Below are 20100 nucleotides of genomic sequence, written 5' to 3'. Positions count from 1 at the left end.
ACCTTTTCCATCAGGGAGGCTAAAGGAAAGTGCTCCTTTTAATTTTCCTACCCTGAATGCTTATGTAAAAAACCATTGAGTTTTTAAAAATAAAAAAGCAGCAAGTGGTTCATCACTTGCTGCCTCCTGCGTTACACGAGGTACGCAACTAAAATAGAAAGAACAAAGAATAATACGGCGAGTACGACCGTCACTTTATTTAATACGGCTTCAAAACCGCGAGCTTTTTGCTTTCCGAATAACTGTTCAGCGCCACCAGTAATTGCTCCTGATAAACCTGCGCTTTTACTTGATTGAAGCAATACGACAGTGATTAGTAAGATCGATACGATGATTAACGCAATAGATGCTGCTAGATGCATGATTCCACCTCCCGGACATTAACCTTCCAATACTATAAATTTACCACAAAAATTTCAATAAAAGCAATAAATTTCGGAAACCCTCGTTACTTTCAGCCTAACACAAAAACCCCCTCATGATTAACATGAGGGGGAGTGAATGACCTTACTTGTTAGCAAGATTATAGAAGCTTGTCTTACCACCGTAAACTGCAAGGTGCTCAAGCTCATCTTCGATACGAAGAAGTTGGTTGTACTTCGCAACGCGATCCGTACGAGACGGTGCGCCTGTTTTAATTTGTCCAGCGTTTGTTGCAACTGCGATATCAGCGATTGTTGTATCTTCTGTTTCACCAGAACGGTGAGAGATAACAGCTGTATAACCAGCACGCTTCGCCATTTCGATTGCTTCGAACGTTTCAGTAAGTGTACCGATTTGGTTCACTTTGATTAGAATTGAGTTACCAACGCTACGCTCGATACCTTCAGAAAGTTTGTTTGTGTTTGTAACGAATAGATCGTCACCAACAAGCTGTACTTTCTCACCAAGTGCTTGAGTCAGCTTCTCCCAGCCTTCCCAATCGTTTTCGTCTAGACCGTCTTCGATCGAGATGATTGGGTATTTTTCACAAAGCTGGCTGTAGAATTCAATCATTTCGTCAGATGTTTTTACAACACCTTCTCCAGCAAGATTGTATTTACCGTCTTTGTAGATTTCAGAAGATGCTACATCAAGAGCTAGCATAACTTCTTCGCCAGGCTTGTAGCCTGCTTTTTCAATTGCTTCGATGATCGTTTGGATCGCTTCTTCGTTTGAACCAAGGTTAGGAGCGAATCCACCTTCGTCACCTACAGAAGTGTTAAGACCTTTTTCTTTAAGAACACCTTTTAAGCTGTGGAAGATCTCTGCACCAGTACGTAGTGCTTCTTTGAAAGAAGGTGCGCCAACAGGCATAACCATGAATTCTTGGATGTCTACGTTGTTATCAGCATGTTCACCACCGTTTAGGATGTTCATCATCGGTGTTGGAAGAGTTTTCGCGTTGAATCCACCAAGGTAAACATATAGTGGAAGCTCAAGCTCTTCAGCAGCTGCACGAGCTACAGCCATAGAAACGCCTAGGATCGCATTAGCGCCTAGTTTCGCTTTGTTGTCAGTACCGTCCATATCGATCATCATGTTGTCGATACCAAGCTGGTCGTAAACGCTCATGCCTACTAGCTCAGGAGCGATTGTTTCGTTAATGTTTGCTACTGCTTTTTCTACACCTTTACCAAGGTAACGGCCTTTGTCGCCATCACGAAGCTCAACTGCTTCGTATTCGCCAGTGGATGCACCTGAAGGTACCATTGCGCGTGCTTTTACGCCCGCATCTGTAAATACTTCTACTTCAACTGTTGGATTGCCACGAGAGTCTAGGACTTCGCGTGCATAAACGTCAGTAATGATTGGCATAATGTCATCTCCTTTTAATGTGAATTACTTAATTAACGATTTTCCTGTCATTTCTTTAGGTTGGTTTCCACCTAGTAATTCAAGAAGGGTTGGTGATAAGTCCGCAAGAATACCATCTGTACGAAGCTCTACTCCTTCTTTCGTAACGATTACAGGTACGGGACTCGTTGTATGTGCTGTCATCGCATCACCATCGAGTGTAGTCACTTCATCCGAGTTCCCGTGGTCAGCGGTAATGATTGCATTTCCGCCTTTTTCTTTAATCTTGTCAACGATCTTACCAAGACATTCGTCAACAGCTTCAATGGCTTTGACTGTAGGTTCGAGCATTCCGGAATGCCCTACCATGTCAGGGTTAGCAAAATTCAAGATGATCGCATCATGTTTATCCGCATCGAGTTCTTTTAGTAACGCGTCCGTCACTTCATAAGCACTCATTTCCGGCTTCAAATCATAGGTTGCAACCTTAGGAGAATCAATTAAAATACGCTCTTCCCCTGGGAATTCCTCTTCACGTCCACCGCTAAAGAAGAACGTTACGTGAGGATATTTTTCAGTTTCTGCGATACGAAGCTGAGTATAGTCCTGCTGAGATAGCGCCTCACCAAGCGTATTATCTAAGTTAACTGGTTTGAAAGCTACGTCTCCACCCACAGTTTCACTGAAGTGTGTCAAAGATACAAAGTAAATGTCTTTAGGACGGTTTTCTCCACGGTCAAAGCCACGGAAATCTTCGTTCGTAAAGACTTGTGAAATCTGAATTGCTCGGTCGGGACGGAAGTTAAAGAAGATGACTGCATCCTCGCTATCTACCGTCGCAATTGGAGAGCCGTCTTCTTCAGTTAGCACTGAAGGAAGAACGAACTCATCGTAGATTTCATTCTTGTAGTTATCATCGATCACTTCAAATGGATCTTTGTAAGATGGACCTTCACCATAAGCAATCGCCTGGTAAGATTTCTCTACTCGGTCCCATCGCTTATCACGATCCATCGAATAGTAACGGCCCGAAATCGTTGCAAGGCGCCCTACTCCGAGGTCGTCCATCTTATCTTGAAGCTGTTTGATGTAGGTCTTCGCTGATTTCTGACCAACATCTCTACCATCTAGAAAGCCATGAACATAAACATTCTTTACACCTTTCTTCGCTGCAAGCTCAAGTAGAGCGAAAAGGTGCTTGATGTGACTATGAATTCCACCATCTGATAGAAGGCCGAACAAGTGTAGGCTTGTTCCCTTTTCGATAGCGTGATCCATCGCTTCAATAAATGTTTGGTTTTCATAGAAGTCGCCTTCTTTAATAGCAAGGTTCACTCTCGTTAAACTTTGATATACGATACGGCCGGCACCGATATTCAAGTGTCCAACTTCAGAGTTACCCATTTGTCCATCTGGAAGACCAACGGCCTCTCCAGACGCTTCAAGAGTTGCGTGTGGGAACTGATTCCAATAGCGATCAAAATTAGGCTTATTCGCCTGTGCTACTGCATTTCCTTTCTCTTCATCTCTTAGGCCAAAGCCATCGAGAATGATAAGAGCATTTGGCTTTTTAGGCATTCTGACCAGCCTCCAAAAGCTGTAGGAAAGACTTCGCATCAAGACTAGCGCCACCAACAAGAGCACCATCGATATCAGACTGACTCATAAGCTCTTCAATATTAGCAGGTTTTACACTGCCACCGTACTGAATTCGAACAGCGTTTGCTGTCTCTTCAGTCGTTTCTTCTTTAAGAACGTTACGAATAAATGCACAAACATCATTCGCCTGCTCGCTTGTTGCTGTTTTACCAGTTCCGATTGCCCAGATTGGTTCATAAGCAATAACAGATTGAGCAACTTGTTCGTTCGTTAAGCCAGCGATTGCTTTTTGAACTTGAACCTTCACAACGTCTTCCGTTACATTGCTTTCACGCTGTTCTAACGTTTCACCAACGCAAATGATCGGAGTCATATTGTGTTTGAACGCAGCATGGACTTTTTGATTTACGATTTCGTCCGTTTCACCAAACAGTTCACGACGCTCAGAGTGACCAAGGATGACATATTCTACGCCAAGATCGTTAAGTGCTACAGGGCTAATTTCCCCTGTGAACGCTCCGTTTTCTTCAAAGTGCATGTTTTGTGCACCAGTCATTAGCGCATTGTCTTTAAGCTCATCCGTTAGATAATCAAGGAAAAGAGCTGGAGCACAGACGACTGAATCCACGCGGTCGGCACTTGGAATTAGTCCTTTTACTTCATCTACGAAGTTCTTCGTTTCAGTAAGTGTTTTGTTCATCTTCCAGTTCCCTGCGATGATTGGTTTACGCATGTTCACTCACCATCCTTTTGGTAGTAATGTAATTTATTTATCGTTGAGTGCAACCACTCCTGGAAGGTCTTTACCCTCCATGAACTCAAGTGATGCACCGCCGCCAGTAGAAATGTGGCTCATACGATCAGCATAGCCAAACTTCTCAACAGCCGCTGCGGAGTCTCCGCCCCCGATAACTGAGTAAGTATCGTTTGCTTCAGCAAGTGCTTCAGCTACTGCCTTCGTACCATTCGCATACACATCTAGTTCGAAAACTCCCATTGGACCATTCCAAATAACGAGTTTGGAATCTTGGATAACGCTTTTGTACGTTTCTCTTGTTTTTGGTCCGATATCAAGAGCTTCCCAATCAGATGGAATTTCCTCGATGCTTACTGCTTTTGTGTTCGCATCGTTAGAAAAATCATCGCCAATGATAACGTCTTCTGGCATATAGAAATTAACGCCTTTTTCTTTCGCTTTATCCATGAAGGATTTCGCAAGCTCGATCTTATCTTCTTCAAGAAGTGATTTACCGATCTCGTGGCCGAGTGCTTTTACAAATGTATAAGCAAGACCACCACCGATGATCAAGTTGTCCACTTTATCGAGCAAGTGATCGATCACACCGATCTTATCTTTCACCTTCGCACCACCTACGATTGCAGTAAATGGACGAGAAGGCTCTGTTAACGCACTACCTAGTACTTCAAGCTCTTTTTCCATTAAGAAACCAGCTACAGCAGGAATGTGATGTGCGATCCCTTCAGTTGAAGCATGAGCACGGTGAGCTGCTCCGAATGCGTCGTTCACGAAAAGATCTGCCATTTTGGCAAATTCTTTCGCAAGATCAGCATCGTTCTTCTCTTCACCAGCTTCAAAACGTACGTTTTCGATCAATAGAAGGTCACCTTCTTCAAGATCACTGATCGCACGGTTTACTTCATCACCATAGACTGCATCTGTTTTTGTGACAGTCTTGCCAATAAGGTCACTCAAACGATCAGCTACAGGATCAAGACGAAGTTCATCGACAACTTCACCTTTTGGACGCCCAAGATGACTTGCTAAAATCACCTTTGCACCTTGCTCAGATAGATACTGAATCGTAGGAAGGGCTGCTTTGATACGCGTTTCATCTGTGACTGTTCCATTTTCCATAGGTACGTTGAAGTCAACGCGGCAAAATACCGTTTTTCCTTGCAACGCTACGTCACGAATCGATTTTTTGTTCATAGTGGGATTCCTCCTTTGCACGTCTTAATGAAGATAAATGTCTCACATAAAAAGTGACGTACTACACATTTATCCTAAAATAGAGCTAAAAAAACCAATGGAAAAGGAGGAAGGCTCCTGACTTCCTCCCCCATCATTCACAATTCTTATTATAGCCCTTTTGATGCGATGTAGTCGACTAGATCTACTACGCGGTTAGAATAACCCCACTCGTTGTCGTACCAAGAAACAACTTTAACCATGTTTCCGTCGATGTTCATTGTAGAGATTGCATCAACGATTGAAGAATGAGGGTTACCGTTGTAATCTTTTGATACTAGTGGCTCTTCGCTGTAACCAAGGTATCCTTTAAGGTCGCCTTCAGCAGCTTCTCTTAGAGCAGCGTTTACGTCATCAACTGTAACGTCTGCATCAAGCTCAGCTACTAAGTCTACTATAGATACGTTAGGAGTTGGTACACGCATAGCCATACCGTTCAACTTACCATCAAGCTCAGGAAGTACTAGAGATACAGCCTTCGCAGCACCAGTAGAAGTTGGGATGATGTTCTCAGCTGCTGCACGAGCACGACGATAATCTTTATGTGGAAGATCAAGAATTTGTTGATCGTTCGTGTAAGAGTGAACTGTTGTCATAAGACCACGCTTAATACCGAACTTGTCGTTCAATACTTTAGCAACTGGTGCTAGACAGTTAGTCGTACAAGATGCGTTTGAAAGTACGTGATGGTTTTCAGCATCGTACTTGTCTTCGTTTACACCAAGAACAACTGTGATGTCTTCGTTCTTAGCTGGAGCAGAGATGACAACTTTTTTAGCGCCTGCTTCAAGGTGCTTAGCAGCGTCTTCACGGTTTGTGAAGCGACCAGTAGATTCAACAACTACGTCTACTCCAAGGTCTCCCCAACCAAGTTGTGCAGGGTCACGTTCAGAAAGAACTTTGATTTCAGAACCGTTAACTACTAGGTTCTCACCATTAACTTCAACTTCAACGTTAAGTTCGCCATGAATTGTATCGTATTTTAAAAGGTGTGCAAGCATGTTTGCATCAGTAAGATCGTTTACTGCAACCACTTCTACGCCAGGGTTGTTAAGTGCTGCACGGAATACGTTACGACCAATACGTCCAAAACCGTTAATACCTACTTTTGTTGCCATTGTATAATTCCTCCTTGAATGTTCCTCGTTTCCCGAGGTATCTTATGTTTTATTTATTAAAGGGAATTTCCCTCTAGTAACGCTTTTGCTGCCCCCTCATCAGTGACGAGGATGCTTTGTATTCCAGTCTTCAGATAGGCTTCGATTGCTTTTGCTTTTGAGTGACCGCCTGCGACTGCAATAACAAGTTCGCTTCTTTCTAGATCTTCTAGCTGTAATCCAATGGTTTTCACTTTGTGTACAACATCTCCGGATTGGTTGAAATAGTATCCAAACGCTTCCGCAACAGCATGGTTTTCTTTGATTTTCTCTAAAACTTGACCTGTTGATTTACGTCGCACAGCCATTGTTTTAGCATCTCCAATCCCGTGAACCACAATACTGGCAGATTTGATAATTTCAAGGATTTCCTTGACGCCAGGTTCTTCGATTAATGATTGGTATGCCTCTTCACTAAGCTGATCTGGAACATGAAGCAAACGATAATCTGTATGAGCTTTACGTGCCATCTTCGCGCAGATCGTGTTAGCCTGGTTTTCAACTTGTTCACCAAGACCACCACGAGCCGGTACGAATAATGTTCCATCCATGTCAAGAGAAGGAACCATCATATCAGCTACACTCGCGAGCGTGGTGCCGCCCGTCACAGCTACGACTTTACTTTCAAGCTGAAACCTTTTCAAGCGTCCCACTGCGGCTCTGCCCATTTCTTTCTTTACCCAGGGGGTAACATCGCTGTCACCGGGTACAATAAGTACTTCTGGAATACCAAGTTTATCTTTCAACCGTTCTTCCAGATTATCAAGACCAGAAACTTCATTCATAACAGGTTCGAGCTCCATCAATAGCTGCTCACCTTCCTCAGTAAGCTGCATCCCTTGAATGGACATATCCAGCAAACCCTGGTCTTTAAGGAAAGTCACTTCACTTCTGAGAACTCTTTCTGTTATATCCAGACTGTTCGCAAGGCTTCTGCGACCAATTGGTTGCGTGAGCCTCAGTTGCCTGAGAACACGATACCGTTTGTTCATAACCTCTAATAAGTCTGGTAGTAGTTTTTGTTGAAGTGCGAGTAATGAGCGCATTGTTCGTCTCCCCTGCAGGTTCTTTTTTTATTCTCGAGACGTATTATGTCCCGGTTAGACATTTTCAGTCCCACCCGAATCAAAAAAAGAACGTCTTACAAATTTCATTGTAGCAGTTGCCAACTACATGGGCAACTATGATATACTTAAAAATTTAAAGTAAGCGTTTTCTTACGTTTTTTCTAGAGATTCGGCCATAATCAACGATTTCTCCATCCACTTCAACCACCGGAATCATCACCATAAACTTCTCCAGCAGAGCTTCATCTTGATAGATATCAACTGATTCTATCTTAAAATCAATTTCGGTTTGAAGATCCTCAAGGATATAATACGCTTCGTCACAAAGAGGACACGTCTCTTTCGTGTATAACATAACCGTTTTACTCATCCTTTAAACCCCTTTCCTATACCATTCTAACCTTATAAGAACATTATTCGCAAAAAAACAGCTGCTTCCGCAGCTGTTATACAAAACGCTTCCTTCTCGATGAACCGGGTATCCCCAATTCTTCACGATATTTGGCAATCGTTCGTCTCGATACTTGTATTCCTTTTTGTATATGAAGAGCCTCTACGATCTTTTGATCCGAAAGCGGCTTCTTTTTATCTTCCTCTTCTACAAACTCTTTAATGAAGATCTTTACACTAGATGAAGAGGTTCCTGTCTCTGTTTCACCAGAAAGTCGAGAAGTAAATAGATCCTTCAACGCATATAGGCCTTGAGGCGTCTGCACATATTTATTCTTTATAGCTCGACTTACCGTTGACTCATGCACGCCCGCTTCATTTGCTACTTCCTTAAGCGTAATTGGTCTTAGCTCACTAAGTCCCGTTTGAAGAAAAGAGGTCTGCTGCCCGATAAAGACGGTCATGATCGATCTTAGAGTATGCTTGCGTTGTTCGATACTCTTCATCAGCCAGTTTACTTGCTGATACTTCCCTTTAATATAGTGACCGACTTCCCCCTTTTCAAACGACTGATAAGCCGTACTTACCTTCATCGAAGGAAGTTCATCATCTAATAGTTTGATCGTGTATGTTCCTTCGTTCTCTTTAATGATTATGTCAGGGGCTACATAATAAGGCTTTTCGTTATACCATTTTGAGCCCGGTCTCGGATCAAGAGCAGCTATGACATCTGATGCGAGCTGGATATCCTGAAGTTTCACATGATACTCTTTTGAAAGCTCTCGAAATTTCTTTTCTGCTAGCGCTTTCAAATTTTCGTTTACTAATTTGCGAGCAAGGGTGTGTACCTCTGAAGTTGAATGTAACTGTAAACTTAAACACTCTGCTAGATTTCGTCCACCTATTCCTGGTTCAAGTGATTGTAATACACGTACCGCTTCTTCATACTCTTGATTTGTCAGCTGAAATTGCAAGATCACTTCATGATCACGTATACGTAAATAGCCAGCTTCATCTATATTGTCTATCAAGTAATGAATCACTTTCGCTTGGTGAGGGCATAAGTTCAAACACCGCACTTGTTCGTGAAGCTCTTCATTCAAACTCTTGCCTCGTTCAGCAACATAGTCTAAGGAGTCGGCACGCTCTCCTCGGCCAGCGGCTTTCGCACGAATACCCGTATCCCATGATGGTGTATGAAGTTCGATAAGAGGATTCTCAAGTGCTTCTTCTTTTATATAATCCAACAGCTCTAAAGTCGAATATTGAAGAATGGATATTGCCTGACGCAATTGAGTTGTCATTACGAGTTGCGTTGTCTGCTTCTGTATTAATCCTAGTTCCATCGCAATCCCTCCACCTTTATCATACTATATTGATTCAACATATGGTAAGAGGAAAGTGAAAATGACCAGAATTTTCAATCATTTAATACGCCTCGATTTCACAAAAATGAGCAATGCGCCCACTCACTCCCCATCATTCGACATACAGTATAGTACAGAGAGAAAAAAGGAGGCAAAAACCATGGATTTGACTGTATATGGTATTGCTTTGCTTCCAGTCATCATTGGAATCGTCCAACTCTTCAAGATATTTGGTTTTCCGGCTAGATTTCTACCGTTGCTTTCTATTGGTGTAGGAATCGTCATGAGCTATATTTATATTGATCCGGATATCAAAAAAGCTTTTTTGATTGGACTTTGGCTAGGATTATGCGCTTCTGGTATGCATTCAGGCTTAAAGCATACGATGAATGGGGCAAGCAAGAAACCAAGTGACCGAGAAGATGACAAGCCAGGTAAGAAGCAATAATCTAACTTTTTAAGAGTGGACAAGGTTCACTCTTTTTCTTTGTCTTGATGCTCTTCTCCAAGATCCAACCAGCTCAGCATCTCTTTAACAACGTTATTTAGCTTTTTGTTCACGATTTGATCTCCGTACACTTTTTTTGCTTTTTCAATCGTTTCTACTACTTGTGGTTCAAATTGAATGAGCGGCATATCTTCTTCTGATTCATTGTACAATTCCACAACGTTCTCAAGTCCCTCTGTGATGCGATCGATCGCATCACTCAACGACTTACTTTCTCCGCTATTTACTTTCAAAGAAATCCCTACCTTCAGCACAGTTATAGCTCTAGTGTTTGTCACTTTCAACCAAAAAATCACCTTGCAAAAAAAAACCTTGTCACGTATAATTATCCTTGCCCTTAACGTATGCGCCCGTAGCTCAGTAGGATAGAGCGGTGGTTTCCGGTACCACGTCTGTCGGGGGTTCGAATCCCTCCGGGCGCGCCAACTACATAATTACAACCCCTTTTCATTCCGAAAAGGGGTTTTTTGCGTCTTCCCCTTTATAGAATGGGGTTCTTGACGTCTCATTCGTCTCATAGTATTGTAAAACCAAACATACGTTCTTACAGGCGGTGAAGATCATGTTCCGACTAAGTAAAGAGGAAGCAAGTGCTGTTCGGGATTATTTATTGCTTCCTTATGTTAAAAAGGTACTGGAGCTCGATGCTGCATGGATTCATCGTTCTAAGATGAAGCTTCCACGCCCTTATTTGGAACTGATCAATCAAGCTTTCACTCTCGCTTCCACAGATTTAAAAGAAGCAAAATCAGTCCTTCATAAGCAACACATCAAAACTTCAGTTCAGGATACAAAGGAAGATATCGTCATCTATACTGTCTATTGTCGTGGATACAACCAAACGTATCGGTACACGTCAGTCCAAATTAGAAACCTTGTTGAAAGAAGAATTGCGGGTTACTTTTTAAGCGATCACCGATTTAAAAAAAGACAGATTCGTTCTGTTTAAAACGGTTGTCAGCGGGGAAAATGGAGATATGTAGAACCATCGATGTGCTGGCGAAAAAATTAATAGTCAAAAAGAACAGCACTTTATTTGACCTATATTGACCTTTTCGGTATGATGAACCTACAGCAACTACATATTTGAATGAATAAAAGGGAGGAATTTTATTATGGTATTAATTCCAACGGTTATCGAACAAACAAACCGCGGTGAAAGAGCATATGACATCTACTCTCGTCTTCTTAAGGACCGCATTATCATGCTTGGAACTGCAATCGACGACAACGTATCGAACGCAGTTGTAGCTCAGCTTCTTTTCCTAGCTGCAGAAGATCCAGATAAAGATATCTCTCTTTATATCAATAGTCCAGGTGGATCAATCACAGCTGGAATGGCAATCTACGATACAATGCAGTTCATTAAACCTAAAGTATCTACAATCTGTATCGGAATGGCTGCTTCAATGGGAGCGTTCCTACTAGCGGCTGGTGAGCCTGGTAAACGTTATGCACTTCCAAATAGTGAAGTCATGATTCACCAACCACTCGGTGGTACACAAGGTCAGGCTTCTGATATCGAAATTCATGCGAAGCGTATCATTCAAATGCGCGAAAAGCTCAACAAAATTCTTGCAGAGCGTACTGGTCAGCCTCTCGATACGATCGAACGCGATACGGATCGTGACCGTTTCATGGAAGCTCTTGAAGCAAAAGAATATGGTTTGATCGACGAAGTTATGGAGAAAAAAGCATAAATAAAAAAAGGTTGCCGTGATGGCAACCTTTTTTATTTAGTCTTCTTTATGAATGAAGTCGACCAGAGATGAAACAGCATCTTCTTCGTCGTTTCCATCTACTGTTAAGACAACAGAAGAACCAGAGCCCACCGCAAGGCTCATTATTCCCATAATACTCTTCGCATTTACCTTTTTACCGTCTTTTTCAAGAAAAATATCTGAATTAAATCGATTTGCCTCTTGAACAAAGAGTGCTGCAGGTCTTGCTTGTAATCCTGTATCTAACGTTACGACAACTTCTTTTTGAACCACTTTTCCATTCCTCCTTTATTTATAAGAAAGCGCTATCTTTATTGATGAAAAAAATAAGTATATGTGTTTGTTATTGATTTGCTACGTACTTACCAACAGCATTCCATTTATTAAGACTTCTAAACGTCCCAACGCTATGTTCTCAAGGCTTAGAATAGTAGAAAATCAAGCCCGCACTACTCGCGCAGGCTGTAATTTTTCTGCTTATGTTATTGGCTTTCCTGCACGGAGCTTTTCAGCTAACTGATCGATCTTTCGAAGTCTGTGATTGATCCCTGACTTACTGATCGCACCTCCAGTCAACATCTCTCCAAGTTCCTTAAGGGTAACATCCTGATGCTTCACTCGAAGTTCAGCAATTTCTCTCAATTTATCAGGTAGGATATCTAATCCAACTTCATTTTGTATAAAACGAATGTTTTCAACCTGTCGGAATGCAGCACCAACTGTTTTATTTAGATTAGCTGTTTCACAATTTACGATCCGATTAACAGAGTTTCTCATATCTTTCATGATGCGAACATCCTCAAAATAAAGCAATGCCTTATGGGCTCCTACTACACTTAAAAACTCTGTAATTTTCTCGCCCTCTTTGATATAAACGATGTATCCTTTTTTACGCTCGAGCATCTTTGCATTAAGATCAAACTGATTCATAAGCTTACACAATGAATCCGTATGCTCCTCATACATCGAGAATATTTCTAAGTGATAAGAAGTTTCAGGGTGATTGATCGATCCTCCTGCGAGAAAGGCTCCTTTCAAGTATGCTCGTTTGCAACAAGCCTTTTTCGTAAAATCACTAGAAATGTTTCTTGTAAACATGAACGCATTGTCCATAATACCTAAATCCTCAAGGAGATCTCTAGCACTCGAGGAAACACGAACAATGTAGACATTATTTTTTTTAAGACGCATCTTTTTACGTACGAGTAATTCGACATCGTAATTATAAAGACGTTTGATAAGCGTATAGATCCTTCTCGCGATCGCAGCATGTTCAGTAGGTATATCAAGGATCAGTTGTCTGTTCCCAAATGATATGGACCCATTCATTCGAATGAGTGCTGCGAGCTCTGATCTAGAGCAGCACGCTTTACTTTCGAGCTGTGTTAATTCTTTCTTTGTATCGGCAGCAAATGACATCGCTATCCCCCCTTTACCATGCAGGGGCCCATTGACCCATCACCATCACTTTTTATCTTCTAATAATGACAGTAGAATCGAAGATATCTTGATGGCATCGTGGCGTACATATTTCTCATCATATTGAATAATTTTATCACTGATTACTTCAAAACCAAAGCTCTTCAACCTATTTTCGTCATATTGCACAACCTCTGCCTGTTCTTTTGCATAGCGTTTTGCATAATAAGTTGGGATGACCTGTTTGTTAACAATGATCGTTTCAATAAGCTTGTAATCAATATGATCAATGAGTGCCTGCACATGGTCACTTGCAGTATAATTTTCTGTTTCACCTTGCTGAGTCATGACGTTACACACATACACTTTCCTAGCATTGGAGTGACTGATTTCATCCGCAATGCCGGGTACAAGTAGGTTTGGTAGTATGCTTGTATAAAGACTCCCAGGACCAAGGACGATTAAGTCAGCGTTTCGAATCGCTTCCAAAGAATCTGGTAAAGCTTTTATCCCAGGAGGCGAGAGAAATACTTTCTTAATCGTTTTATTCGTTTTAGGAATTTGAGACTCACCTTTTACGAACGTTCCATCTCGCATTTCAGCATGAAGAACGACACTTTGATTCGAAGCTGGAAGGACTTTACCTCGTACATTCAGTACGCGACACATCTCCCGAACTCCTTGGACAAAATCTCCTGTAATATCCGTCATAGCGGCTAACATGAGGTTTCCTAGTGAATGACCGGATAATCCGTTACCATTTTTGAATCGATGTTGCATCAAGCCTTCTAATAAAGGCTCGACTTCAGCTAGTGCAGTGATGACGTTTCGTACATCACCCGGTGGAGGGATATCAAATTCATCACGTAAGCGACCTGAGCTTCCACCATCATCAGCTACTGTTACGATAGCCGTAATATCGACCGGGAATGTCTTAAGTCCACGAAGCAATACCGAAAGGCCGGTCCCTCCACCGATTACGACGACCTTCGGAAGTTTTGTGTCTGTCATATTATTTGCTACCCTTTCCTTTTTCAATATCCCTGTGCGTGATGTTCGTTCGATACTCACTTTCAAAATGATGGCCGATGTGTTCAGCGAAAGCAACAGATCGATGCTTTCCGCCTGTACACCCTATGCCGATAACGAGCTGACTTTTTCCTTCCCTTTTGTATTGCGGAAGCATGTACGCCAGCATATCGATCAATTTATTTAAGAATGTCTGCGTTTCTTTCCACTTAAATACATAGTTCGATACTTCTTCATCTACTCCTGTTTTAGGACGCAAGTGCTCAACATAATGTGGGTTAGGCAAGAACCGAATATCGAAAACAAGGTCAGCGTCGATCGGAATACCATATTTAAATCCAAATGACATGACGTTCACTCCAAAGTTTTCTTTTTCGTTAGAGGAGAACCGGTCCATAATTTTTTCTCTTAGCTGAACAGGCTTGATATCGCTCGTATCGATGATTTGCTGAGAACGTCCTTTCAGCTCCTCGAGCATTTCACGCTCTACTTTTATGCCTTCGAGTGGTAGCCCTTCCGGCGCAAGGGGGTGAGATCGTCTCGTTTCTTTATATCGTCGAACGAGCGCTGAGTCACTAGAATCAAGGTACAGAATTTCAGCATCTAATTGCTCATTGGTTCTTAGTAAATCAACTGCTTCTAAAAGATGCTCAAAGAAATCTCCACCTCTTAAGTCCATGACTAGAGCAACTTTATCTAACTTACCTTCGGAGTTTTCGATCATCTCAACAAACTTCGGCAGCAGTGCAGGTGGTAAATTGTCGATGCAGAAATACCCCATATCTTCAAAACACTGCATCGCTACGGTTTTACCAGCACCACTCATTCCAGTAATAATGACCATATGAATACGCTTATCGATTAGTTCGGCCATTTTCCCCACTCCATTTCTCAATTCTCTAATTATGATATGACGATCAACGTATTAAGATGGATCTAGTCGGTATGATAGTAACTTAAAGTCAGGTGTATACGTAAATGTTCCATATATAATGCCGTGTCCCTTCATCATATAATCAAGAATATGATAGTCTCCAGGAGCCATCGGCAGTTCACTCACTTCGTCTGCATCTACCCACGCTACTTTTCCTTCCTCTGACTGCTCAACGGGTTCTCCGTCATACTTTGTTGAGAGGAATGTAAACATCATCCATTCAGATTTAATCACGTCATTTTCTTTAATAATAAAGGTAAAGATTCCTTTTAACTTCGGGTCTTTTAAATAAACACCAGTTTCTTCTCGAAACTCCCTAATGACCGAATCTCGGATCGATTCTTCTGATTCCATCTTTCCACCAGGTGCAACCCACCAACCTCGTCTTGGTTTTTGTAGGAGTAGAACTCGATTATTAGGTTCGTCGAATAAGATACAGTTTGTTACGCGTTGCACAATTACCACCTCAATTCGGCATCTTCTATTTTGGATTAGGCTTTTATATTTAAACGTTCAATAATCTAAATTTCTAATCATAGTATACTATGATTGTTTAGCATGAACAATGTAAGTGGATTATAGCCAAAAAAAAGAGCACGGGCTCAATAAATGCCCGTGCAAATGTAAAATATTTTAAAAGGGGGTCAAATCTATTTATATTGTACCCCATCATTGTTTCATAGCTGTTACAGCAGAATTAAAAGCATGTCACAGGTACCTTTTGCCGAACTTACACGAGTGATTTTTTCTTAGCGTCTTCGAGCGTTTCAATGTAATGCTGAACAGATTGTGCAGCGATACTGCCATCACCTGTTGCCGTTACAATTTGGCGAAGCATCTTATCACGGATATCTCCAGCTGCGAAGATTCCTGGTACTTCAGTAGCCATCTCTTCGTCAGTCACGATATACCCTTCGTCATTCGTGATGTTCAAGTCTTTAACTGCCTGATTCAATGGAAGCATACCGATGTAAATAAAGACACCATCTGCTTCAAAGTCTCTTTCTTCTCCTGTTTCTGTATTCACAAGGACGGTCTTGCTTACTTTACCGTTTTCTCCTGCAATTTCTTTCACAGTGTGGTTCCAAATGAACTCGATCTTTTCATTATCAAACGCACGCTGTTGGAGAATTTTTTGGGCACGTAGCTGGTCACGACGGTGAACGATCGTTACTTTTGAAGCGAAGCGGGTTAAATACACGCCTTCTTCAACAGCAGAATCGCCTCCACCTACAACAACTAGTTCTTTGTTTTTAAAGAATGCTCCGTCACATACAGCGCAGTAAGAAACGCCACGACCGCTATACTCTGCTTCACCCGGAACACCAAGTTTCTTGTATTCTGCACCGCTCGTTACGATTACAGCCTTCGCATGAAACTCTTGATTTCCTGAAACTACTGTTTTGTATTCTTTATCATCACGGATTTCTTTTACATCACCGTATTGATACTGCGCGCCAAACTTCTTAGCGTGTTCAAACATTTTAGTAGAAAGGTCTGGTCCGAGGATATGATCGAATCCAGGATAGTTCTCAACTTCCTCAGTATTCGCCATCTGGCCACCCGGAATTCCGCGCTCAATCATAAGAACGTCAAGGTTTGCGCGAGAAGTATATACTGCTGCAGTCATTCCTGCCGGTCCAGCACCAACAATAATCACGTCATATATTTTTTCACTCATGTGTTTCACTTCCCTCACGTTGTAATCTATTTATATTAATTATTAAGAAATAATGTTTCTTATCTAGTATAATAACTGATGATAAAAGGAAAGTCTAGCAGGTTGCTTACCCATCTCTTTTTGCTAGTAGATTCGTAAGTTTCTTTCGATATGCATGTACAGTCGAGCTAGAGATATCGAAGGTTTTTGCTACTTCAATCTGTGATACGTCCATCGCATTTAGCTTCTTCCACATGTATAGCATCGCCGCTGCAACGCCCTTTGAATTCTGAAAGGAGCTATTGTCACGTTGTAGCTTAACATAACAAGGTAACCATACGGTAGAAATGAGCTCGTGCAGTTCCGTATCAGTTAAATACGATTGCTCTAACTCCGCAATCACACGCATTCCAGCGGTTACATACGGAGAGAAGTCACTATAGTTCGTTATCGTGACTACCTCATCATCAACAATCCTTACTTCTTCTCCTGAAAGAGTCAAAGCTATATAAGCAGATAGCTCTTTAATAAGAAGTGGTTCATCCTTACTTTTACAGTACGAATGAAGAATTGAAGCTCCAGCAGGATCTCTTTTCGTGTAAAGAAGCATCAGATGTGTCATTTTTCCATAATAATCATGTTTCTTAACTTTTTCTTCCGTATCGCGCGGCGTGTGCGATCGATAGTTGATTCGATCAGTCGTTAACGTTCCGGCATCTAACGCTTCGATATGAGAAGTTGCGATCTCATTCATTGGATCTAACTGCTTGATTCGCTCCCAATATCGTTTTGCGACTTCCGGACGATCAAGGTGAAAAGCAGATACTGCTAACCAATGATAGAAAGGCACTTTCCATTCTGGACGCGTCACTTCCACTTTTCTTAACCAATAGAAAGCTAACTCGTGTTCATCAAGAAAACCTAGCGTACTTCCTAGCTTGTACCTATGATCAACATGAATTGGATAGACGTTCTTCAGCCTCTCAACCATCACATCACGCTTCACGTGTTGTCCAAGAAAATCGTAAAACAAAGCAAGGTTACATACTGCATTTAAATTTCCTTCGTTCTTAGTCAATACGAGATCGAGAACCTTTATCGCTTCTTCATACTGCTCATTATAAAAATAAGCTAGTGCCAGATTATTATAAGCTGGCCAAAATTCAGTATAAACACTAGTCATATTTTCTAAAAGCTCGATCGCTTCAGGAAATCTTCCTGATTCAATCGCACCTCTAGCTTCCTCATGTTCCTGAATCAAACTTTCTTCACTTGACTCAAGGACAGTTTCTTCTTGTTCAAACGAGATGAGTTCGACTAGTTCTTCGGCATCTTCAAGAAACTCACCCTCAGGTTCGTGCACCAGGTAAGTTTTCGCATGCGTTTCTGCTTGTTGAAACAAACCCATATGGGCGTAATTGTTTGCTAGAAAGAAATAGCATTCATATAAGTCAGGATCAAGATCATCAAGAACAAACGTAAGCCAATTATTCGATGCTTCATATTCGCCTAATTCTGCAAGGACCGCTGCCAATTGACATATATAATCGACCTCTCCGGGTTCAAGCTTTACAGCTCTTTCAAGATGCTGTCTTGCTTTATCAAGGTTCCGCTGTTGATAGGCTCTCATCGCCTTATTAAAAAAATAATCTCCGTTCTGGATGAACGGAATCAAACGGCCTTTTAGTTCCGAAGAAGCATGAAGTTCTTTCCTCATGTTTTCCCCCATTACTTTCTAAAAGTAGTTCTATACCAGTCATGTCCGTTCAAAAGTATAACATACATCTGTTTCCAATCGTGTAGGAAAAATCTATGAAAGAGTGAAGAGATTTGGTTGAAATGAGCAGGAAAAAAAGGCTGCCGAGATAATTCGACAGCCTCGTAAACGTTCATAGTGTGGGTTACTTCCACATGTTCTCTTTTCTCTCCATCATCTTCTGTGCGATAAAGCCCACTCCCATGCCTAATAGAACACCCGGTCCAGGATGTCCAATGAACAGCCCGATTGCAAGTCCGATAAATAAAAAGCCTACGAACATAACCGATCTCTCCTCTTCATAATCGCCTTTCTTTTACATACGATTCACGATCGAAAAGGTTTCACGAACTGTGTCGTTTTTCGAGAACGTTCAATACCTCATCTAGTGGGCAGTCTTGTTCACGTAGTAAGACCATTAAATGAAAGAGAAGGTCGGCAGATTCCCACGTCAACTCTTCTTTGTCTCTATTTTTGGCTGCGATGATCACTTCTGAAGCTTCTTCCCCGACTTTCTTCAGAATTTTATCGACACCTTCCTCAAAGAGGTAAGTGGTATACGCTCCTTCAGGCCGTTCTGCATCGCGCTTAGCTATGATGTTTTCAAGTGTATTTAAAATCTCAAAACGAGACTCGACTGGCTTAGTTTCTTCCGCTAAGAGTGAATCGGAAAAGCAAGAGTAATCTCCTTTATGGCAAGCAGGACCAGCCGGCTTAACGAGAACTAGCATAGCGTCTTGATCACAATCGTAGCGAAGATCAACAACTTCCTGGGTATTGCCAGAAGTCTCCCCTTTATGCCACAGTTCATCACGAGAGCGGCTATAAAACCACGTTTCTTTCGTATCGATGGTTTTCTTTAGCGATTCTTCATTCATATAGGCGAGGGTGAGCACTTCTTTACTCATTGCGTCCTGTACGATTGCTGGAACAAGTCCTTTTTCATCAAAATTGATCGTTTCTACATTCATCGAATCGCCACCCCGTTTTCTTTAAGAAGTTTTTTTACTTGAGACACGGATGTTTCTTTGTAATGAAAGATCGAAGCGGCAAGTGCTGCATCTGCTTTCGCTTCACGAAACACTTCTAAAAAGTCATCTGAGGAGCCTGCCCCACCAGAAGCGATGATTGGAATCGTAACAGCTTTACCGATTGCATTCGTAAGTGGTAAATCAAATCCTTCCTTACTACCATCCGCATTCATGCTTGTAAGTAGGATTTCTCCTGCCCCCATCTCCTCGGCTTTCTTTGCCCATTCGATCGCATCCCATTCTGTTTGAGTGCGACCACCGTGCGTATATACACGCCATGTGTTTAAATCTGGCTCCCACTTTGCATCGATTGCCACGACCATACACTGTGTTCCGAAATAATCAGCACCTTCACTAATTAGTTCAGGCCGCAATACCGCAGCTGTGTTCATCGATACTTTGTCGGCACCTGCACGAAGAACACGTTTCATATCTTCTAGCTTATTGATTCCTCCACCTACAGTAAATGGGATGGCAAGCTCCGCTGCGACTTGTCGCACTACGTCTACCATCGTTTCTCTTCCTTCGTGAGAAGCAGATATATCTAAGAAGACAAGTTCATCTGCTCCCTCTTGATCATACACCCTAGCAAGCTCTACGGGATCACCCGCATCACGAAGGCCGACAAACTGTACACCCTTAACAACTCGACCATCTTTTACATCAAGGCATGGAATGATCCGTTTCGTTAACATG

The 20100-nt window shown here is 41.9% G+C and carries 23 protein-coding genes and 1 tRNA gene; 4 read left to right on the top strand and 20 right to left on the bottom strand.

Features of this window, described 5'->3' with window-relative positions:
* Positions 1-131 precede the first annotated feature (131 nt).
* From secG to rpoN, 9 genes are all read right to left on the bottom strand, one after another.
* Positions 132-362, bottom strand: a complete 231-nt coding sequence (gene secG / locus ACXADT_RS06935; RefSeq protein WP_270180044.1) for a preprotein translocase subunit SecG — start codon at positions 360-362, stop codon at positions 132-134.
* Between the two features lie 145 nt (positions 363-507).
* Entirely contained in the window at positions 508-1797 is a 1290-nt protein-coding gene (eno, locus tag ACXADT_RS06930) for a phosphopyruvate hydratase (RefSeq protein WP_270180045.1), read from the bottom strand.
* Positions 1798-1821: 24 nt separating this feature from the next.
* Positions 1822-3354 carry a 2,3-bisphosphoglycerate-independent phosphoglycerate mutase gene (gpmI, locus tag ACXADT_RS06925; RefSeq protein ID WP_474833893.1) on the bottom strand — a complete coding sequence of 511 codons (1533 nt, stop codon included), beginning with the start codon at positions 3352-3354 and terminating at the stop codon, positions 1822-1824.
* Positions 3347-4108: a triose-phosphate isomerase gene (gene tpiA / locus ACXADT_RS06920; RefSeq protein WP_270180047.1), complete on the bottom strand. Its 762-nt coding sequence runs from the start codon at positions 4106-4108 to the stop codon at positions 3347-3349. The genes gpmI and tpiA overlap by 8 nt, the downstream gene beginning before the upstream one ends.
* A 33-nt stretch (positions 4109-4141) precedes the next feature.
* The gene (locus tag ACXADT_RS06915) at positions 4142-5326 is read right to left on the bottom strand and encodes a phosphoglycerate kinase (RefSeq protein WP_270180048.1); all 1185 of its coding nucleotides are present in this window, start codon (positions 5324-5326) and stop codon (positions 4142-4144) included.
* 149 nt (positions 5327-5475) lie between these two features.
* Positions 5476-6483 carry a type I glyceraldehyde-3-phosphate dehydrogenase gene (gap, locus tag ACXADT_RS06910; RefSeq protein WP_474810558.1) on the bottom strand — a complete coding sequence of 336 codons (1008 nt, stop codon included), beginning with the start codon at positions 6481-6483 and terminating at the stop codon, positions 5476-5478.
* Positions 6484-6539: 56 nt separating this feature from the next.
* Positions 6540-7568 (bottom strand): sugar-binding transcriptional regulator, encoded by a 1029-nt coding sequence (locus ACXADT_RS06905; protein ID WP_270180050.1) that lies wholly within the window; start codon positions 7566-7568, stop codon positions 6540-6542.
* A gap of 154 nt (positions 7569-7722) precedes the next feature.
* Positions 7723-7959, bottom strand: a complete 237-nt coding sequence (locus ACXADT_RS06900; RefSeq protein WP_270180051.1) for a glutaredoxin family protein — start codon at positions 7957-7959, stop codon at positions 7723-7725.
* 76 nt (positions 7960-8035) lie between these two features.
* Positions 8036-9325 carry an RNA polymerase factor sigma-54 gene (gene rpoN, locus ACXADT_RS06895; RefSeq protein ID WP_474833890.1) on the bottom strand — a complete coding sequence of 430 codons (1290 nt, stop codon included), beginning with the start codon at positions 9323-9325 and terminating at the stop codon, positions 8036-8038.
* A 181-nt stretch (positions 9326-9506) separates the two neighbouring features.
* Between rpoN and ACXADT_RS06890 the strand changes: the two genes are divergently transcribed.
* On the top strand, positions 9507-9794 hold the full coding sequence (locus tag ACXADT_RS06890) for a hypothetical protein (protein ID WP_270180053.1): 288 nt from the start codon (positions 9507-9509) through the stop codon (positions 9792-9794).
* 26 nt (positions 9795-9820) lie between these two features.
* Here ACXADT_RS06890 and ACXADT_RS06885 read toward each other — a convergent pair whose 3' ends face one another.
* Complete coding sequence (locus ACXADT_RS06885; protein ID WP_270180627.1) at positions 9821-10132, bottom strand: atypical membrane-integrating protein (Mistic protein); 312 nt, start codon at positions 10130-10132, stop codon at positions 9821-9823.
* 68 nt (positions 10133-10200) lie between these two features.
* Here ACXADT_RS06885 and ACXADT_RS06880 point away from each other — a divergent pair.
* The 3 genes from ACXADT_RS06880 (at position 10201) to clpP (ending at position 11554) form a co-directional block, all read left to right on the top strand.
* A tRNA-Arg gene (locus ACXADT_RS06880) sits at positions 10201-10279 on the top strand.
* A gap of 137 nt (positions 10280-10416) precedes the next feature.
* Complete coding sequence (locus ACXADT_RS06875; protein WP_270180054.1) at positions 10417-10803, top strand: YhjD family protein; 387 nt, start codon at positions 10417-10419, stop codon at positions 10801-10803.
* A 166-nt stretch (positions 10804-10969) separates the two neighbouring features.
* On the top strand, positions 10970-11554 hold the full coding sequence (gene clpP, locus ACXADT_RS06870) for an ATP-dependent Clp endopeptidase proteolytic subunit ClpP (RefSeq protein WP_270180055.1): 585 nt from the start codon (positions 10970-10972) through the stop codon (positions 11552-11554).
* A 36-nt stretch (positions 11555-11590) separates the two neighbouring features.
* Here the strand turns inward: clpP and ACXADT_RS06865 are convergent, their stop codons facing one another.
* From ACXADT_RS06865 to hisF, 10 genes are all read right to left on the bottom strand, one after another.
* Complete coding sequence (locus ACXADT_RS06865) at positions 11591-11848, bottom strand: HPr family phosphocarrier protein (RefSeq protein ID WP_270180056.1); 258 nt, start codon at positions 11846-11848, stop codon at positions 11591-11593.
* Between the two features lie 204 nt (positions 11849-12052).
* Complete coding sequence (whiA, locus tag ACXADT_RS06860; protein ID WP_270180057.1) at positions 12053-12994, bottom strand: DNA-binding protein WhiA; 942 nt, start codon at positions 12992-12994, stop codon at positions 12053-12055.
* A gap of 45 nt (positions 12995-13039) precedes the next feature.
* Positions 13040-14005 (bottom strand): gluconeogenesis factor YvcK family protein, encoded by a 966-nt coding sequence (locus ACXADT_RS06855; RefSeq protein ID WP_270180058.1) that lies wholly within the window; start codon positions 14003-14005, stop codon positions 13040-13042.
* 1 nt (position 14006) lies between these two features.
* A complete protein-coding gene (rapZ, locus tag ACXADT_RS06850; protein WP_270180059.1) occupies positions 14007-14897 on the bottom strand; it encodes an RNase adapter RapZ in 891 nt (296 codons plus the stop codon).
* A gap of 51 nt (positions 14898-14948) precedes the next feature.
* Positions 14949-15422 carry an 8-oxo-dGTP diphosphatase gene (locus ACXADT_RS06845; protein WP_270180060.1) on the bottom strand — a complete coding sequence of 158 codons (474 nt, stop codon included), beginning with the start codon at positions 15420-15422 and terminating at the stop codon, positions 14949-14951.
* A gap of 265 nt (positions 15423-15687) precedes the next feature.
* Entirely contained in the window at positions 15688-16638 is a 951-nt protein-coding gene (gene trxB / locus ACXADT_RS06840) for a thioredoxin-disulfide reductase (RefSeq protein WP_474833888.1), read from the bottom strand.
* 106 nt (positions 16639-16744) lie between these two features.
* Complete coding sequence (locus ACXADT_RS06835; protein WP_474833886.1) at positions 16745-18334, bottom strand: tetratricopeptide repeat protein; 1590 nt, start codon at positions 18332-18334, stop codon at positions 16745-16747.
* Positions 18335-18518: 184 nt separating this feature from the next.
* The gene (locus tag ACXADT_RS06830) at positions 18519-18656 is read right to left on the bottom strand and encodes a hypothetical protein (protein WP_270180063.1); all 138 of its coding nucleotides are present in this window, start codon (positions 18654-18656) and stop codon (positions 18519-18521) included.
* 61 nt (positions 18657-18717) lie between these two features.
* The gene (gene hisIE / locus ACXADT_RS06825) at positions 18718-19344 is read right to left on the bottom strand and encodes a bifunctional phosphoribosyl-AMP cyclohydrolase/phosphoribosyl-ATP diphosphatase HisIE (RefSeq protein ID WP_474810547.1); all 627 of its coding nucleotides are present in this window, start codon (positions 19342-19344) and stop codon (positions 18718-18720) included.
* On the bottom strand, positions 19341-20099 hold the full coding sequence (hisF, locus tag ACXADT_RS06820; protein WP_270180065.1) for an imidazole glycerol phosphate synthase subunit HisF: 759 nt from the start codon (positions 20097-20099) through the stop codon (positions 19341-19343). The genes hisIE and hisF overlap by 4 nt, the downstream gene beginning before the upstream one ends.
* Position 20100 lies beyond the last annotated feature (1 nt).

This window comes from Anaerobacillus sp. ABR4_321, assembly GCF_056158505.1.
The sequence above is the reverse complement of the archived record's forward strand: the minus strand, read 5'-3'. Positions and strand labels throughout refer to the sequence as shown.

Coding starts and splice junctions, on each gene's coding strand:
- ACXADT_RS06830 (WP_270180063.1), bottom strand. CDS start 18,656: ATGTTCGTAGGCTTTTTATTTATCGGACTTGCAATCGGGCTGTTCATT.
- tpiA (WP_270180047.1), bottom strand. CDS start 4,108: ATGCGTAAACCAATCATCGCAGGGAACTGGAAGATGAACAAAACACTT.
- ACXADT_RS06835 (WP_474833886.1), bottom strand. CDS start 18,334: ATGAGGAAAGAACTTCATGCTTCTTCGGAACTAAAAGGCCGTTTGATT.
- rapZ (WP_270180059.1), bottom strand. CDS start 14,897: ATGGCCGAACTAATCGATAAGCGTATTCATATGGTCATTATTACTGGA.
- whiA (WP_270180057.1), bottom strand. CDS start 12,994: ATGTCATTTGCTGCCGATACAAAGAAAGAATTAACACAGCTCGAAAGT.
- trxB (WP_474833888.1), bottom strand. CDS start 16,638: ATGAGTGAAAAAATATATGACGTGATTATTGTTGGTGCTGGACCGGCA.
- hisIE (WP_474810547.1), bottom strand. CDS start 19,344: ATGAATGTAGAAACGATCAATTTTGATGAAAAAGGACTTGTTCCAGCA.
- rpoN (WP_474833890.1), bottom strand. CDS start 9,325: ATGGAACTAGGATTAATACAGAAGCAGACAACGCAACTCGTAATGACA.
- hisF (WP_270180065.1), bottom strand. CDS start 20,099: ATGTTAACGAAACGGATCATTCCATGCCTTGATGTAAAAGATGGTCGA.
- secG (WP_270180044.1), bottom strand. CDS start 362: ATGCATCTAGCAGCATCTATTGCGTTAATCATCGTATCGATCTTACTA.
- gap (WP_474810558.1), bottom strand. CDS start 6,483: ATGGCAACAAAAGTAGGTATTAACGGTTTTGGACGTATTGGTCGTAAC.
- ACXADT_RS06900 (WP_270180051.1), bottom strand. CDS start 7,959: ATGAGTAAAACGGTTATGTTATACACGAAAGAGACGTGTCCTCTTTGT.
- gpmI (WP_474833893.1), bottom strand. CDS start 3,354: ATGCCTAAAAAGCCAAATGCTCTTATCATTCTCGATGGCTTTGGCCTA.
- clpP (WP_270180055.1), top strand. CDS start 10,970: ATGGTATTAATTCCAACGGTTATCGAACAAACAAACCGCGGTGAAAGA.
- ACXADT_RS06915 (WP_270180048.1), bottom strand. CDS start 5,326: ATGAACAAAAAATCGATTCGTGACGTAGCGTTGCAAGGAAAAACGGTA.
- ACXADT_RS06890 (WP_270180053.1), top strand. CDS start 9,507: ATGGATTTGACTGTATATGGTATTGCTTTGCTTCCAGTCATCATTGGA.
- ACXADT_RS06905 (WP_270180050.1), bottom strand. CDS start 7,568: ATGCGCTCATTACTCGCACTTCAACAAAAACTACTACCAGACTTATTA.
- eno (WP_270180045.1), bottom strand. CDS start 1,797: ATGCCAATCATTACTGACGTTTATGCACGCGAAGTCCTAGACTCTCGT.
- ACXADT_RS06875 (WP_270180054.1), top strand. CDS start 10,417: ATGTTCCGACTAAGTAAAGAGGAAGCAAGTGCTGTTCGGGATTATTTA.
- ACXADT_RS06855 (WP_270180058.1), bottom strand. CDS start 14,005: ATGACAGACACAAAACTTCCGAAGGTCGTCGTAATCGGTGGAGGGACC.